The 16636-nt window shown below is 42.6% G+C and carries 12 protein-coding genes; 6 read left to right on the forward strand and 6 right to left on the reverse strand.

The window, feature by feature from the left end; translation table 11 throughout:
- The first annotated feature begins 47 nt into the window (after positions 1-47).
- Positions 48-773, forward strand: coding sequence for an OmpA family protein (locus L5M11_RS15790; protein ID WP_014620376.1), 726 nt, complete (start codon positions 48-50; stop codon positions 771-773).
- A 107-nt stretch (positions 774-880) separates the two neighbouring features.
- Entirely contained in the window at positions 881-1615 is a 735-nt protein-coding gene (locus L5M11_RS15795) for a hypothetical protein (protein ID WP_014620377.1), read from the forward strand.
- A gap of 64 nt (positions 1616-1679) precedes the next feature.
- Here L5M11_RS15795 and L5M11_RS15800 read toward each other — a convergent pair whose 3' ends face one another.
- Complete coding sequence (locus L5M11_RS15800; protein ID WP_148258322.1) at positions 1680-1982, reverse strand: hypothetical protein; 303 nt, start codon at positions 1980-1982, stop codon at positions 1680-1682.
- Between the two features lie 24 nt (positions 1983-2006).
- Between L5M11_RS15800 and L5M11_RS15805 the strand changes: the two genes are divergently transcribed.
- The gene (locus L5M11_RS15805; RefSeq protein WP_041409219.1) at positions 2007-2525 is read left to right on the forward strand and encodes a hypothetical protein; all 519 of its coding nucleotides are present in this window, start codon (positions 2007-2009) and stop codon (positions 2523-2525) included.
- A gap of 8 nt (positions 2526-2533) precedes the next feature.
- Here L5M11_RS15805 and L5M11_RS15810 read toward each other — a convergent pair whose 3' ends face one another.
- Positions 2534-2845, reverse strand: a complete 312-nt coding sequence (locus L5M11_RS15810; protein WP_041409220.1) for a hypothetical protein — start codon at positions 2843-2845, stop codon at positions 2534-2536.
- An 83-nt stretch (positions 2846-2928) separates the two neighbouring features.
- Between L5M11_RS15810 and L5M11_RS15815 the strand changes: the two genes are divergently transcribed.
- Entirely contained in the window at positions 2929-5310 is a 2382-nt protein-coding gene (locus tag L5M11_RS15815; protein ID WP_263192690.1) for an Ig-like domain-containing protein, read from the forward strand.
- A 9-nt stretch (positions 5311-5319) separates the two neighbouring features.
- The gene (locus L5M11_RS15820) at positions 5320-7740 is read left to right on the forward strand and encodes an Ig-like domain-containing protein (protein ID WP_263192692.1); all 2421 of its coding nucleotides are present in this window, start codon (positions 5320-5322) and stop codon (positions 7738-7740) included.
- 181 nt (positions 7741-7921) lie between these two features.
- On the opposite strand, the gene L5M11_RS15825 is transcribed toward L5M11_RS15820, so the two are convergent.
- The 3 genes from L5M11_RS15825 to L5M11_RS15835 all read right to left on the reverse strand — a co-directional run bounded on the left by L5M11_RS15825 (position 7922) and on the right by L5M11_RS15835 (position 14700).
- Positions 7922-10672, reverse strand: coding sequence for a restriction endonuclease (locus L5M11_RS15825; protein WP_263192694.1), 2751 nt, complete (start codon positions 10670-10672; stop codon positions 7922-7924).
- A gap of 644 nt (positions 10673-11316) precedes the next feature.
- Positions 11317-11616, reverse strand: a complete 300-nt coding sequence (locus tag L5M11_RS15830; RefSeq protein ID WP_263192695.1) for a hypothetical protein — start codon at positions 11614-11616, stop codon at positions 11317-11319.
- 99 nt (positions 11617-11715) lie between these two features.
- A complete protein-coding gene (locus L5M11_RS15835) occupies positions 11716-14700 on the reverse strand; it encodes a Tn3 family transposase (protein WP_263192697.1) in 2985 nt (994 codons plus the stop codon).
- 160 nt (positions 14701-14860) lie between these two features.
- Here L5M11_RS15835 and L5M11_RS15840 point away from each other — a divergent pair, with 160 nt between their 5' ends.
- Positions 14861-15439 carry a recombinase family protein gene (locus L5M11_RS15840; RefSeq protein ID WP_086903633.1) on the forward strand — a complete coding sequence of 193 codons (579 nt, stop codon included), beginning with the start codon at positions 14861-14863 and terminating at the stop codon, positions 15437-15439.
- Positions 15440-15701: 262 nt separating this feature from the next.
- On the opposite strand, the gene L5M11_RS15845 is transcribed toward L5M11_RS15840, so the two are convergent.
- On the reverse strand, positions 15702-16631 hold the full coding sequence (locus L5M11_RS15845; RefSeq protein WP_107881349.1) for a diguanylate cyclase: 930 nt from the start codon (positions 16629-16631) through the stop codon (positions 15702-15704).
- Positions 16632-16636 lie beyond the last annotated feature (5 nt).

A 16636-nucleotide genomic window follows, 5' to 3' on the forward strand; every position in this document is an offset into this window, starting at 1 on the left:
CACTTAATTATTTTAATTAAAAATGTGTGTATTTAGTCAGGAGATTTATGCAAATCCGACTTGTTATTATAATCGTGCCGTTTCTGCTTTCATCATGTACTTTGTTTGATACTGACGATGCTCCTATAAATGTTGTTAACACTGGTGCGTCTGCTGCTGTTGCGGCTTGCAATACAGATAGCGTTTGCACTTCAAATCTTATCAATATCAATGATGTATTATCTCACCCCCCTCGCGCAATGAAAACAGCGGATTTGGCTTACAAATTAGAATTCTCGCGTGATGCGGCCGTTAATGACGGACGCATAGAGTTTTTAAACTATTACCGTGATGTTTATCGGAAAGTTGTCTTGCAAGCGTATGGGGAGTCTTTACCGGCAGCCCCCTTATTGGCCGTTCGTGAGCCGAATAATTTTGACAAGCAAGCACAGATAATAATCAACCAACCCGCTGACCGTACATTATATTTCAATTTCGATTCAGATTTATTTGAATTTAACCCCGATGCATTAGCGTTGATTGCGATACATGGTAAGTATCTAAGACACACAAACGCAAGAGTGATGATTGCTGGTTTTACTGACTCCGTAGGCTCTGCTAGTTACAACATTGAGTTGGGTAGATTGCGAGCAGAGAGGGTTAAGCAGGAGTTGATAAATTATGGAGTGAGCGATCATCAAATCAGTGTAGTGAGCTATGGAAGTAATTACACACCGGCGTTAGATAGTGTTGCGGAGCTTGCCTTGTGGCGTAAGACAGTGTTTTATTATTGATTGTAATTAGCCATTGTTTAATAAAGGCTAAGTGGTGACTTTGCGTAAATTTGCATGGTTGATAAGTCGTGCTCTAATACCTTAACAAATTTAGTTAGGGGTAGGTCATGCAGGCAAGTCAATATAACCAACAGTCTGAACGTTCTCAGTTAAGCCCTTCTCATTATGCTCGATCAAGTCAGGCTAATCATGGGGTTCAACCACCCGCTCGAAATAATGTTGATTATTCCCTTAGCCCCCTTAGTCAATATCAAGGTGCTGACTACGATCACTATGCGAGCAATGTTGCTCCAACTCATCACCCTCAAGCGCCTGTTTCGTCCGAACCTGTACAGCACTTAGAACATCAAGGACAAGAGCTAAAATCAGTTGAGTTTGAGCGCGGCGTTAAAATCCACGGCACTAAAGCGGCGTTGACTATCATTGGCTCAACCACTAAAAGAGGGGTGCACACCCTCAACATAGAAGGTGCTAACGCATTGGGGGGAGGGAGTAAGCAGTTTGCGTGGAAGGATAAGACAATCCTTCAAATTACAGCAGCAGAATACAGGCATTTTTTAGCCGTCTTATTCGGCTTTATGTCCAGTTTAGAGTTTAAATCACATGGAGTTCAGAAAAATAAGAGCTTAGTAATTAAGCGCCAATTAAACGGCTTCTTTTTCTCATTAAATGAAGGTGGTAAGCAGTCTAAAGCAGTTCCGGTTAGTTTTGATGATGCCTATCTGTTGGGAATGTATGCGCTCGATGTTTATGCTCGCAATTATCCTAATGTTGACTCAATGGCATTGCTCAGATGCGTTCAGATTTATGCTGGAATGTCGTTGAGCCCACCCCAAGCCTAATCATTCAGCTATACACTGAATAGGATAAGCTCAGTGTATAGCTTCAAAACGTATTCAGTAAAGTTCACAAGTTTGGAATGGGTAGCGGGTGAGTGCTAATAGCTCCTGCTGTATAAATCGGTACATGACGGTGCAAGTTGCGGAATTTATTCACCCATATTTGCGCGGTTGATGGATTGTCTGTCATGATTTGTAAGTCGTACAAGATAATAATACTATCTTGAGTATCTGCTATTTTTGCGAGTTTTAAGCTGTAGCCAGTGCTTTGGTTTTGCGCATGAAGAATTTGGATGATTAACACCGCGGGTTCTTCATTTGCTAACATGTCGCTACATTCGCGAACCATTTCATCAAGAGTAACTATCAATTTTCATACCAAAGATCGTTATAGGTGAGTGTTGAAGTGGCCGGTATAATACACGCCAACCGTAGTTTTAAAAAGTGGAGTGGCGTAATGATTAACGTAATAAAAACCTACCCTAATAACAAATCTGTTGTTGTCTGGTTTGGTACTTCTTTCACCCCTTATCCTAATTGGGTTTTTTGGTCATTAGTCGCAGTGGCCGTGTTTTCATTTTTTTCACTGTACTCAAATTATTTTCATGGGCTAACGCCGTGGATTGGTATGTATGTGGTGGGCGTTGTGGCCGCTATATTGGTCGGTTTGCGTAAATGTGTGTTCGTGTCTTACAAAGATCCTTCGGCTTGTCTGGTCTGCTTGAGTTTTTTTGGGGTGAAACTGAGGAGTCGAATCTATGATTTAAATACGTTGAAAACAGAGGTGAAGACTATACAGTCTGGTTATCTTATTGTATTGGATGATAAAAAAATATTATACACCAACTCGTTAAAACTGGCTCAGCAGGTCAACTCTAAGCTAACTTATCTGATTCAAGAGTTCATCTGCTAGCAATTGTATTACTCTTTTGATTTTGTGATTATGACAGTTTCTACTTTCCATATATCCATTGATTCTGTCGCTTTACCTTTCGTTATTTCGTGCGTTTTTTGTTCCCAAGATGAAACAGAAACATCTGATACTTTTCCGCTTTTCAAGATATTCTCGTAGTACCCCATTGTAAAACTGTCGGTGATATTTTGGTTAGAAGCCCTCGCTGCGGGGGTGTCATTAGATACACAGTTAAACGCCACGCCCCCCGAGATCATTATCAGCGCCAATCGTAACACTCCGATTTTTCTCATCAATTCACCTCTATTATTGTACTGCATTAGCGATATCTTACTTGGGTTTTCATATAACGCAAGTTAATGGATTTGTGTTAGGATTCCTCTAAATTAACATAGGGGTTTACATGAAAGTGATTAAGTCAAAACTACCATTGGTCACTGGGGTATTACTGTTAGTGCCTAACATAGCATACGCAGAGATTGAAGGGTTTGCCTTTGCCTCAGCAATGCAAGAGCAATCATTAATAACAGCGGCTAATGGCTCTGCATTAAACCCCAAGTTATCACAGCCAATGAATGTTTTTATTTCGGCGGGTTTGGATAGAAAGATCAGGCTCTATTGGCTCTCTAATGGAGTAAAGATTAATGAGGTCACTACAGGTATTATCGGCGTATCAGACAGAATTAGTAGTTTTGGTAAAGATTTCTACGGTAAGACTATCAGCATTAAAGCCCCGTCACTGGATGGCAGTTACACGCTAAAGTCAGAACTCTTATCGGCAGATGGCACTATCGTAGGTGGCTGGTCGATGTCTATTGTGATAGACACCGTTGGACCTAATGCTGACGCCTCAAATATAAGTTATTCGATGACAGCGTATGGTGGTTCTGTTTACTCCTATTCCCCTGCAAATTTTGGTTCTCTCAAGCTCTCAAATATAACAGATGGCGGCTCGGGATTGGCGTCAGCTAAGTACATTGTTAAATCTGACTCTACCGGGATAGATATTAGTTCATTAGCAGCCCAAGCGAATATTTTAGACTCGTCAGTGTTTACTTCTTCACTGCCAGCATCACTTTTTCCTGAACAGCGAAATTGGTATCGAGCCGGTTTTCGAGTATATGACGCGGCCGGAAATTATACCGATGTAACTGCTCGATCTTTTATTGATAAAGGCGGGTATACCAGCCCCGTATTGAGTGATATCTGGAATCCAACGACATCTACGTGGATGCCTTACAATCCTGGCATGTTGGTTGGAAACAATCCTATAAAAGTGCGTTACCGCATGCTTTTCCGTGAAACAAAAACGGCCAATGGAGATTGGGGTTGGCTTTCTTACCACTATCGAGAAGGTGATTATGTTTATTTGGATCACACGCTAACTTATCCGATGGCAGAGGGTTATTGGGTTTCTCAGACACCTAGCGGATATTACACCGTTTCATATTTCAGTGGTTTTAATGTGACACTTGCGGATGGTGTAGATCGCAATCCAATTAAACAAGCTCAAACTGTGGAGTGGTTTGCCGAGGATGGTAGCACTGGTGGTAGTTCTATCAGTGTAGCGTCACGGACTACTATTGTTCGGATACGGTTGCATAGTGAAGCAATGAAATATGAACAGCTTGCGATATTGCATAGTTTTGGCTCTTGCGTGATACCTATTGGTCAAACATTTTGTGACTTGTCAATTTCACATGTGTTTAGCTCAGGGGTTGGGTATGCGCCTTATACTTATGAAGTTAAATCTAGCGTCAACGGTGTGGTCGATGGTCGATTTAGCGCTCATTTCACCTATTGGTATACTTATTGGGATTTTATCCCGCCAACTATCGAATCTATTGAGGTTACGGGGGATACCGTAATTGCCAGTGTGTATGACACGAATACAACTAGCGATTGGCGTAAAGGCATGTGGTTCACAAACGTGTTTCGATTGAAATCTAGCTTCGGTGTTGAGTTAGAGCCTGAATCTTGGGTAACAACTGATACGGGCAAGCATCGAGCAGTTTTTAAACTTAATAAACTTCCCAGCGGTATGCAAAATATCTCATTTTATGCTCAGGATTCTTACGGTAATCGTACAGAGAAAACGGTAGTGCCAAACTACCTCAATGACACAACTCCACCAGTGCTTAAATTGCAGTCCCCCACTGGCGCACCAATTATTAATGGAAGCGAGATCAACGGCCTCGAAAGTTTACGAATTAAGATGACTGACGATAGCCCTGCAACGATTATTACCGTTGTTCTGTCTGGTGGTGCAGCCAATGATACTGTCTTTGTTTCGACTAACGAGTTAGGTGGGGGGCTGTACGACCTGAACTACCCAAGGCTGTTCCCAAGCCTCGAAGCGAATGAGACTTACACTATCACCGTTAAAGCCGCTGATTCAGCGGGTAATGCCTCTACAATCAAGTCCTCTTTTTTGTACTTACCTCCCAATTTATTGCGAGTTGGCAATCTCAATACATTAGCCGTGAATAAGCAATTACAAAGCTCAGATGGTAAGCCAATTTCATTCATCAGCACGGGCGTATTGCGCACTTCTCAAGGGCAGCTTGCAGCCGGGCCGCAACAAGCGTTCATCACGCTACGAAGCGATGCGGGCATTGCGGTTAACCTCTTACAAACAACTCTTATGCCGGGTGAAACGAAAGAAGTCATCATTACACCAGATATTCATGGTGAGGTGATGATTCCGGTTTACTCCGCGTCAGCAGGCATCAAAGGGACGGCGAGCTTTATGATCGACATCCCTCAAATAACGTCAAATAACTAAGGATAACGCATGTCTCAATTATCATTTATCAAACGTGCTTTATTGCTCGGCTTGGGCTACACCAGTTCGTTTAATGTAATGGCCGCGATAGAGGGCTATTCATTCTTAGATACAGCATCTAAAGAAAAATCTGTTTCGACCCCTCTTATCAACCCCATCAATGAGTCCAACATTTATCTTTCTGCCGGGCTCGATAATAAATTATCTGTGTCAGTGCTTAACGGAAGTGGTGTTTCTGTGCATTCCCAAACAACAGATTTCGTGCGAGTGTCAGACCGGCTCAATTTTAGCGGTCGTGACTTTTACGGTAAAATCCTTGTATTGCCGAAGATCACTGATGGCACTTATAATTTAAAAGTCGAAACGATTAATAGCTTAGGGAAAATAATTGATACATATAGCCAACCATTGACGATTGACACTGTAGGTCCAACTTTTGGCGAGTGGTACGGCGCGAGTAAAGGCGTGTATGGTTCGGTAACAGGCAGCGAACCGGTATGGTTTTTAGCAACGCAACCAGAAAATTCGTTGCTTTATCTGCTCGATGTGGATGAAGTAGTAACGGCAAGGGCTGTTGTTAAAAATGCAGACACTGGCGTGGTCATAGTGAACAGTAATATGATCATAAATTCCGTGACTAACCAAGTATCAATCAATTCAGGTTCTAGCATTAGCGGCAACATCCCTGCCAATAACGCTACTCAACAATATACATTACAAGCAGAATTGTCCGATGCCGCAGGAAATATATCTTACAGCAGTATAAAGCCGTTTTACCTCGACAATTATAGTGGCGCTCCAAGTGCTCCTATTGCTGTATTTGACCCAGATGCTACCGCCGATCAAAGTATTTCACCTTCGTTTGTGGGGTTTGTGCCCTACAAAGCAGGTATGGCAGTTAAAACAAACCCTATTCGTATTTTGTATCAAGTGCCGATTGATAATGTTCGAGACGCTGGCGTGCTTGCAGGGCTTGCTATTCAAAACAGCGTTGGGACTGTTAGCGTTACTACAGATAGTAAATATGGCTATTTTGATATGACAGCCCCTTATAACTATACAGGCGCTAATCAAATAAAATGGGTGGATTTTGGCCGATGGATCGCTGGAACGATTCAATACAATTTAACCCTTGATCCTGTCGCGCCTGAGTCCCCAGTAGTTAGCTCAATGACCTATATATTGAATGGTCAACAGTATAATTATGGAGGCTCTATCTATCACCAAAACACGATATTGCCTGCGACAATGACAAATTTCCAGCTTGTAGTACAACCAAGGGAATACGCCCAAACAGCAACCCTACGTGGTTACGTCTGTAATTTCCCCGCCGGTGAGACAACTTGTGTTTTCGATGGTCTTAAATGGGACATGATAACTGGGGGGGCTGGCTATTTGCATGATCCTATAACTTTAACATCTACGGGACTACCTACAGGGACCTTATACGCTAACATTACTTATGGGGAGCCAACATATAACGACCTATATTATCCCATCCTGAATAACTTTGAATTTAATGCAGTAACGAATGTGCTTACAGCATTTGTAACTCAACCAGCAGGAGGTAGTTGGTTTGAACGACTAAACATTAAGTCGGCGGTGATTCAATATGGCGGTAATACGCTAACAGCGATAAAAACGGTCCGAAACCTAACCAACTGGGAGTTTACATACGACCTTAATTCCATCGCAGTAGGTAATCATGCTTTGGAGCTAAAAATTGTTGAAAATCATGGCGCGACTACTATAGCGCCACTAATGGATTTCAATATCGAAAAGTCTGCACCACTTGTTACCATTACTAATGATGGAAGTCAGGATTTTTCGCAAATCGTAGGGTTAGATAATCTTGTGCTTGGCATTAAGGATGACTCAGATTATACCATTGATAGCGTGGTCATATCGGGTGGTGCATCTAATGATACCGTCTATTTAGCGACCGTTAATCAGGGTAATCATAAATATAACCTACAGTATCCGCGCCTGTTCCCGTCCTTAGAGGCTAATGAAATTTATAAACTGACAGCAACGGTGACTGACGTTTTTGGCAACAAAGGGGTGGCGAGTAAGAGTTTTACATATCAGCCACCAAATCTTGTTAATGCTGGTTCAATGACAACTTTAGCTGTGGCAAAAAATATTTCAAATGATAGCAATAAGCCAGTTGCGGAAATTGTTGTTAATGACTTACGCACAGTAGAAGGTCAATTAGCCGAAGGAGTACAAGCGGCGTTGTTTACCCTCCGTAGTGATGCAGCCATTAGTGTGAACGTACTCGGGACCGTAGTGAATGCCGGGGATACAGTCACAATTAGCCCGATAGCAACTTCGGGGGTTATTAAATTCTCGGTCTATCCAGCAGTCAATGGAGAAAAAGGCAAAGCCAATTTCTTGTTTGAATTGTTAGAAGTAAAAAGTAACATTTAACTAAAAAAAGGCTGCAATCGCAGCCTTTTCTTACTAAATCTACTCCCGCTTGTTTGGCCCTGCTGACCTAACCACGCCTTCCTTTTGCCAGTAAATCAGTCGCCGTTGTAGCTCGAATAGGGGAGATTCGGATTAAAAAATCTATGGTTTTAGGTCCTTTGCTGGTTTTTTGTTAGGGATATCAAGTTCGACCGGGACATTTAGGTATCTCAGAAATAGCTTTTCCTTCGTGCAGCCAATAGGCCCACTGCCTAATTGAACCACCATTCCTTATCCTAGAGGCATCAGTCCAAGAAAGGTCATATTTAGCAGCTAAGCCATTTCCAATATCTTTTCCGGAAATATCGTTATTTAATTCGATAAACTTTACAACTTCCAGAAGAATACTTTCAGAATTTGCACTTATCCAAATGGCTTCACTAAAATTAGAAAACTTATTAAGTCTATCAATATTTAATGTATAATTATTATTATCAATAATAACAAGTTCAAATCGCTTTAAAACGGTAAGTGCGTTTCGATAGCCTTTCGGCTTATCTCCATCCTTAGGAACATTTCCCATTTCTTTAAGCCAATTTAATGTTTCTAATGCTAAGGCCGGTGATGCTGGCGCAGTAAAGATGTTACTTTTTCTACGCCTCCGTTCAGACTTTACCCTTTCAGTAATGACATGCCCCTGATCTCGGTATATCCACCCATTACCCGAAACTTCAATAAAACCACATAACTCTAACCAGCGACAAAGCCTAACTGTATAGCTGTGCCATGTAGTTTCGGCATATTTATTATCAGGGAATAATTGCTTCAAGGTGTCAACTAGAACGCCAACTGTCACAGAAGAATGAGACGATTTTTCTTTAAAAGCATGAGTAAAGGCATGCTTTTTAAATTTTTCTCGTATAGCATTTAAAATACCCGTTTCATTACCATCTAAGATATCATCACTAAGCCAATAAAGACCTGCTTCTCTATTTGCAACGCCAAACATAATCATATCTGAACCAATATTTTGAATAGTTCCTTCAGAAAACTTAGCCTTATTTACTAAATCTTGAACAGAAAGTTTATTGTCGTGGCCTAGATGTTTTACTACTTTATATAAAGAGGGGAAATCAGTAGACGGAAGATACCTCAAAGGTATAACTGGAACATTGCCAGTTAAAATGTACTCTCTAAAAATATCCCAGTATATATTAAGCCTGTCACCACTTCTGATAACCATTCGTTTGTTGATAAGTGATTTTAAAGTATCAGGGCCAGATGTTTCTATTATTTCAAACCAGTCAACAGGTGCTCGCTGTGCTATTAGCTTTAAACAAGCAGCCTCGCCCGGCTCAAGCTCATCCCTATCTTCTTTAAATAAACTTGCAATATCTAGTTTATTCTCTAACAAGTCATTTTGTTGAACACCATTTTCAATTTTTTCATAAAGGTGTATACACAATTTTTTTAAGAGCCATGGATATCCCTGACTACTAGCAATTAGGTTATGCCTGAGATCAGTGTGTAACTTTTGCTCAATCTCTCTCTCAAATATACTTATCGCGGCGCCAGATTCACCATCAGAAAAAGGCACCAACTTCCTAGTAACACGATAATCTGAAAGTTGATGCCAAAAGAAGTATGCTGGATGTTCACTATGAGTTGTACTATCTGTTTTCCAAGCAAATCCTAAGCAAAAATTTAGCTTTATTGAAGCTGCATTTAGTAGTAAGGCCGTTGCCTTTTCAAATACCTCAAACAACTCAGGTTTTGAATATAGTTCTTCAAATTGATCAAAAACCAAAATTATAATCTGGTTTTTTGGTTCTAATGACTCTAAAAAGGCCTTAATAGTTTCAGAATTAAGTGGACTGCCAACATCAGACAGAATTAGATTAATATTTTTATTACCAAAACCAGAGTGTTGCGCGCTTTTTAATGCATTCAACAATGAGGAATAAATATATTCAGGACCTATAGCTGCACGAACATCAACGGGAAAAACAAAATATTTGTTCTTGTTCTGATAGTTTTCAGCCTTATTTTTAAGCTTGGCTATAAATGAACTTTTACCCATCCCAGAATTACCTGTTATGGCAAATATTCTAGTGTTGGTTTTCCTTTCCTTAATCTTTTTTAAAAAATCAAATATGTAATTTATATCTTTCGTTCTACCAACAAAGTCCTCAGGTCTAGCGGGACGATAATCAGTCCATGCCTCACCTGTTTGTACCTGAACAACATCTACTACTCTAGTTGTGTCTATTTCAGTAGCTCTAGCGGCTTGGCTTTTAATCAGAGAAAAGTCTAGCTTATTTAAACTGGTATCAGTTGCAGAAAGATTTTCCAGAAGTTTCAGGTCGGTGAGCAATTCGTTGTTATTTGCGTAATAACAAATGACTCCGGAAGGTATACCGCCTGATAATGTTGCAGCAGCCCAAAACATTCCATAGTTTGTGACTAATAAAATCCACTCTCCAATCAGATTTTCACTACCAGCATATTCTGCCGCTTTATCCTCTGGACGATTCTTTATTACGCCCGCACTAACAAGCGATTCAATAACTTTTTCAGGATCATAAAAACTTAACTTAGTTGCTTGTTCTCTAGGTTTCTCTTTCCATTCTTTAACAAAACCTTTTGCTTCTTTTCCATAGTTGCCAGTACCAATAAGCCATGCTTCTGAATAGTCCTTTAAGAAAAGTGTGCCAGCTAGGTTCTTGAGAATGTTTGCATCAATATTTTTATCCCTATATGCCTTGCACTCTACATATATTTCTTTGCCACTGTACTTGTGACGACATAACAAATCTAACTCTACAGCAGTAAATCTGATCTCCTTGATAACTTCATACGACTGCGCTTTTAAGAGCTTTTCTGTTAGCGATTCAAGAAGGTCACCTCTCTCTTTTGTTGAGGCAGACTTATTTAGTGCGACTTCTATTTTCATTAAATATTTCCGTATTTGTTACTGTACGCAAAAGGCGCTAACGATTTTTAGTGCACATGCGGGTATACCTCATTAGACCAGTTAAAATCCGCATAGTTAACTAGTTGTATTGCAAAGAACTTATCAGATTTTCATCAAATTTACCAACCTGAAAAACGCGCATGCGCGTTTCCAAAACCTATTAACTAACTCGATGGAAGTGTATCAACTTGATTTTAAATTGTTTTATTTAATTTAGGCAGGAAAAGCGCAAACTAATGAGTTTAAAAAACTCAAAAGCATCTAAATTTAAATACGACTGTATACCCATACATTGTTAGCCGCTTTACGGCAGAGCCAAACATTAGGCAAATAGATGAGATTTTGTAGGGTAACTCGCTAGTCAGTGTTCGATTGAGCTAACGAGCCAAAACATGGAATGGGGCACAAAGACCAACACAAGATGAGCTTTTATGGTGCTGGATTTTACAGTAAAATGGAGATTAGTTAGTAAGGGCTAGTGTGTTCGAGGAAACTTAACGGATCTTATGCGCTCTGGCCGTAAATTTGGGGCGACAACTCATGATCGGCACCGTAAGCGGGTATTTTTTTGTTGAAACATTTAACTAAAGAAAAGGCTGCCATCGCAGCCTTTTCTTACTAAATCATTCACTATCTACAGAGGTTAATGATTTAGTAAACGATATAGCCATTTTTAATTTCTGTTTTTCGTTCTGTTTTATTTCATATTGCTTAATATCTTTTTCAATTAACGTTCTAATCTCATCAAGACTAATATTTGCGATCATTATCTCTTGCTCACAAAATTTTCCCTCAGAAATAGTAGCAGGCTTGTTATTACTTACGGCGTAGAAACCTGATTCTGATGTATCTTGGATAAAAGCGCCTTTTGCTATGTAACACGGGGCAAGATGTTGAGCATCTAAAGAAATTGGTTTATCCAAGAAAATTGAATCTAGAACGGTATGTTCAACTTTTAAGGCAGACCAATAAAAAATTGCCCCATATATGGGGTCCGCTTGGAAAACGGAAAATATCCTACGCTAAGCCTGTTTTTTGTACAGACTACTATTCACTGAGCGTAATGCGCGGTATTTACCCTGTCCCAGTTTGAGGTTTGTTCTCCAGACGTAATCCCCGCTCAGGTTGATATGTTCCCATCCCAGCGGTGACAGATGGGTAATCAGTTGCTCATTAATCGCGATCCCTTTCCGTCTCAATGAATCTACCGCTCTTTCTATATAGACCGTATTCCACAGCGAGATCGCCGCAGTCAGCAATGTCAACCCACTTGCCCGGTAACTCTGGTTTTCCAGTCCCCGATCTCTGATTTCCCCCAGCCGGTGCATAAAGACTGCTCGCGCAAGGGCATTACGGGCCTCACCTTTATTCAACCCAGCCTGTACTCGTCGACGCAGCGAAGGATCCCGGAACCAGTCCAACATAAACAATGACCTTTCTATGCGGCCAACCTCCCTCAGAGCCTTTGCCAGACCATTCTGTTTAGGATAGCTGGCCAGCTTTTTCATCATCAGTGATGCTGTTACCGTTCCCTGCTTTATAGAACTTGCCAGACGCAGTACCTCATGCCAGTGGGTTTCAATTTCCTTCAGATTCAGGCTGGTTGAGGAGATGATTGACTGAAGCCCCGGATACAACTCAGCTTTCCCATGAATAAACAGCCGCTTGTCATGAAGATCCCGGATCCTTGGCGCAAAAGCGAATCCGAGCAGATGCATTAGCGCGAAAACATGCTCAGTGAAACCTGCGGTGTCAGTATAATGCTCTGTAATTTCCAGATCGGTTTCGTGATACAGCAGACCATCAAGTACGTGTGTTGAATCCCGAACACGGCTGATGACTTTGGTGTAAAACGGGCTGTACTGGTCCGAAATATGTGTATAAATTTGCACGCCTGGCTCCTGACCGTATTTCAGATTGACCTGACCCGCATAACGCCCGTGACTCCCCACCCGAAAGTTCTGTCCGTCAGACGATGACGTTGTTCCATCGCCCCAGAATGCTGCCAGAGGCCGCTTTTTCTGCGCATTAACCAACTCGGCCAGCGCGGCTGAATAGGTTTCATCCCTGATGTACCAGGCCTGAATGCCCTCGAGTGACGATTTTGTCGTTCCCGGACAGGATTCGGCCATTTTTGTCAGCCCAAGGTTGATCCCATCGGCAAGAATGGTGGTCAGTAACAACTTTCTGTCTTTAGGTCTGATGTGATTGTTCTTGAGATGGGTGAAATGGCGGGTAAAACCAGTCCAGCCGTCCACTTCATCCAGCATTTCAGTAATTTTAGGATGAGGTAGCATGCCGTAAACCAGATCGCCAAAAGGGGATGCTGTTGAAGGAACACTATTATCCAGCGGGGTAATTTTCACGCCTTTATCCGATATATCAACATCGGGTAAATCACCGGCCAGCGCCATTGCATTAACTTCCTCCAGGCGCGATGCCAGAAGCGTCAAACGGCTCTCAATGTATTCATGGCAATCGCCCGGAACAGCAAGGGGTAACTGGTTATCCTTGAGTGATTTTTCAAAATCGCCGGACGGGATCAGATAATCATCGAAATTCCTGTAACGGCGTGATCCCTTTACCCAGATATCGCCAGAACGTAATGCTCCCTTCAGCTCATTCAGCACGAAAAATTCGTAATATTTTCGGTCAATGCCGGTGGGGGTAATCACAACTTTTCTCCAGCTTTCCGGGATGAAACCGATTGGTGCGGAAGGTGGTACTTTTCGGAGTTGCTTTCGATACATCTCTTTGACGGTATCCAGCGCGTCACCGAGCTGCATTGCAGCGGGAGCAGCCCTGAACTGCAACGCTGACAGCATCCGGGGCGCGTATTTACGCAGCGTACTGTATTTTTCTGTGATCAGATGCAACGGATCGAAGTTGTCCTTACGTGACAGGAACCGCGTCTCTTCCACGCTGTTGATGAATTCCTGCCAGGGAAGCACGTCTTCTATTGCGGCCCAGGGATCTTCCCCAGACTCTCTGGCGTTAAGTAAGGCCTGCCCGACGGTAACGTATTGCTTCAGTTTACTCTGAATCAGCTTTCCCGTTTGCTGGAGCCGCTCGGCCTGAGTGCGTTTTGCCCTGCTGAACAGACTGCCCAGAATACGTTCGTGCAGTTCGATAACCTCATCAGTCAGTGTGGCCCGCGCTTCCTGAATGACACAAACCAGCGTAGCGTAACGTCTGACATTGGTGAATTTTGCTAAATCTCTGCTGCTCATTTTCCGGCCCTCACGCGCCAGTTTAAGTAACCTGTTCTGGTGAACGGAAAGCGCAATACCATCAGGCAATTCCAGCGCAGCGATGGAATTAAGCCGGTCGATATGTTGCAGCACGTTTTTACCGTTTATTTTACCGGGAGGCTGAAGTAGCCATGCCAGACGGGAAGGTTGTTCACCCTCTGATATGAGCAGGCTGTCGAGTGCTGATTCATGCTGCTTTTCCAGTTGCGCAGTAAGTGCCGAAAACACGGCTCTGTCAGCGAGCGTGACGACTTCGGCAAGCGTCCGTTCTATCACATCAACAAAAGGGAAAATAACATTATTGTTATGTAGCCAGCTGAGCATTTCTTCCGCCAGCATAAATCCTTTGTCAGTACGCATGGCATAGGGGTGAAGATGCCGGATACAGTCTTTTTGCAGTGACCGACTGAACGGGGATAATTTCAGGTAGCGATAAAGTTCAGTCAGATGTTCCCAGCGAGTTTGCTCTCTTGAGGCATATTCCGGCCATAGACCAGGCTGAAGCTTCAGCCGGGAAGCGATTCTGGATATGACGCCACTGTGAGGGATATTACTTTTGTCCGGAATAAATCCAGGTCCGCGCAGATAACAGAGTAATACAGCAAAGCCCAGGCGATTTGCTGGCCGTCGGTGTTTATTAATGAGTGCAATATCATGTTCATTCAGAAAACACATTCGGGTCAGAATAATTTCATCATCTGGAATAACCAGCAAGCGCTCCTGCTCTTCACTGCTCAGTATCTGTCGCCGTGGCATAAATGCTTTCCTCGCGTATAGTTTCCATATGTTATTGGTTATCAGTGACCGAAACCGGTCGGTTTCGTACACTACTCTGCAAATCTGTCCGAAAGTAAGTGAAATTCATTTCGTACATGCGTTATGATTCGTACATCCATTTCGTACATAAAATATCACTATGTCACGTGTTTTTGCTTACTGCCGGGTCTCTACCCTGGATCAGACCACCGAAAATCAGAGCAGAGAAATCGAGGCTGCCGGTTTTACCGTCCGGCCCCAGCGACTGATTGAAGAACATATCAGCGGTTCGGTTGCCGCCGGTGAACGACCAGGCTTCACCCGACTGCTTGATCGCATGGAAAATGGCGACGTGCTGATTGTCACCAAGCTGGACCGTCTTGGGCGTAATGCCATGGATATAAGAAAAACAGTTGAGCAACTGGCTGCGTCAGATATTCGAGTTCACTGCCTTGCGCTCGGAGGTGTTGATCTGACAAGTGCTGCCGGGAGAATGACTATGCAGGTTATTTCAGCGGTGGCGGAATTTGAGCGGGATCTGTTGCTTGAGCGCACACATTCAGGTATTGCGAGGGCAAAAGCGGCAGGAAAGCGGTTTGGCCGTCCTTCCACACTGAATGAAGAACAGCAACTTTCTGTGATTGAACGCATTAACACCGGGGTCAGTATCAGCGCCATTGCCCGGGAGTTTAATACCACCCGGCAAACAATTCTTCGGGTAAAGGCAGGTAAGCAATAATCCCAGACCCAAGATTCCAGCGTTGACAGTCTGCTCAGTGCCAGAAGCGGATATTACAATGTGCAGGTATTAAAGTCCGCTATTAGTCGTTAGCAGAACGTTAGTGTAAGGGCGATGAGCAGCGCAGCGGGTTATGGTCCCAGTATTCTGTGTAAATTATCTTGGCCGGTTTCAATATTATGCTGTAAAAATCATGGTAACAACAGAGTTTAAAATTAATCACTCATAGATAGTAATTTTTTGGTAATAGGTTTGCCAGACCTCACGCTAGTACAACCGAATAGGTATTACGACCACGTTGTTTACTTAAATACAGCTGCTGGTCTGCCAGTTCTATAATATTACTATCGTAGCCTTTCGCTTCATCGGCGACGGCAATGCCAACACTGATGCTCAGTTTGGTGGCGGGAGTTTGGGGGTGTGCGATATCTAATTCCAATACATGATGCAGCATCTTTTTTGCCACGGTTACTGCGCCATTTATATCGGTATCGGCTAGCAACACTACAAATTCTTCACCTCCATAGCGGGCGACCGTGTCAGCCTGTCGCCCGTTATGCTTTAGGGCACTGGCCACTTTACGTAAAGCATCATCTCCTGCTAAGTGGCCAAACGTATCGTTATATTTCTTAAAGTAGTCGATATCAATCATCAATACTGCAAGAGGACTCAGTTTACGTCTATGTTGGGCAAGTTGGATTGATAAAACGTTATCAAAATAGCGGCGGTTATAAATACCGGTTAACCCATCCAGATAAGCGAGAGAACGCAGTAAGTCAGCTTGTCTTTTCAGGGCTAAGTGAGCCTTTACCCGGTTACGTAATGTATTTGTATTAAATGGCTTTTGAATAAAATCGACGCCACCTGCATCCCAGCAGGCATCTTCATCCGTTTCATGCTGCAAGCCTGTGACGAATATGACCGGGATATCTGCCAGTTGTTTATCGGCTTTTAATTGCCTGCATGTTTCTAATCCATCCTGCTCAGGCATTACTACATCTAACAAAATGAGATCAGGCCGACTGTCGTGGCAAACTTTTATTGCCTGTTTGCCGCTTGTGGCCATCAGAATATTGTACTCGTTGCCTAAAACCTGAAAGACAATCTGAATATTAATAGGTTGATCATCGACAACTAAAATGGTTGCAGGGAATTGGCTGATAGCTACATTTGGTATAGTGTCAACTGACATATAAA

The sequence above is a fragment of the Shewanella sp. SM87 genome (assembly GCF_025653705.1).
GTDB lineage: Bacteria > Pseudomonadota > Gammaproteobacteria > Enterobacterales > Shewanellaceae > Shewanella > Shewanella oncorhynchi.

Bases quoted from the DNA above. Each gene is read 5' to 3' on its own strand.
- L5M11_RS15790 (WP_014620376.1), top strand. From the start codon at position 48: ATGCAAATCCGACTTGTTATTATAATCGTGCCGTTTCTGCTTTCATCA.
- L5M11_RS15795 (WP_014620377.1), top strand. From the start codon at position 881: ATGCAGGCAAGTCAATATAACCAACAGTCTGAACGTTCTCAGTTAAGC.
- L5M11_RS15810 (WP_041409220.1), bottom strand. From the start codon at position 2,845: ATGCAGTACAATAATAGAGGTGAATTGATGAGAAAAATCGGAGTGTTA.
- L5M11_RS15815 (WP_263192690.1), top strand. From the start codon at position 2,929: ATGAAAGTGATTAAGTCAAAACTACCATTGGTCACTGGGGTATTACTG.
- L5M11_RS15820 (WP_263192692.1), top strand. From the start codon at position 5,320: ATGTCTCAATTATCATTTATCAAACGTGCTTTATTGCTCGGCTTGGGC.
- L5M11_RS15825 (WP_263192694.1), bottom strand. From the start codon at position 10,672: ATGAAAATAGAAGTCGCACTAAATAAGTCTGCCTCAACAAAAGAGAGA.
- L5M11_RS15835 (WP_263192697.1), bottom strand. From the start codon at position 14,700: ATGCCACGGCGACAGATACTGAGCAGTGAAGAGCAGGAGCGCTTGCTG.
- L5M11_RS15840 (WP_086903633.1), top strand. From the start codon at position 14,861: ATGTCACGTGTTTTTGCTTACTGCCGGGTCTCTACCCTGGATCAGACC.
- L5M11_RS15845 (WP_107881349.1), bottom strand. From the start codon at position 16,631: ATGTCAGTTGACACTATACCAAATGTAGCTATCAGCCAATTCCCTGCA.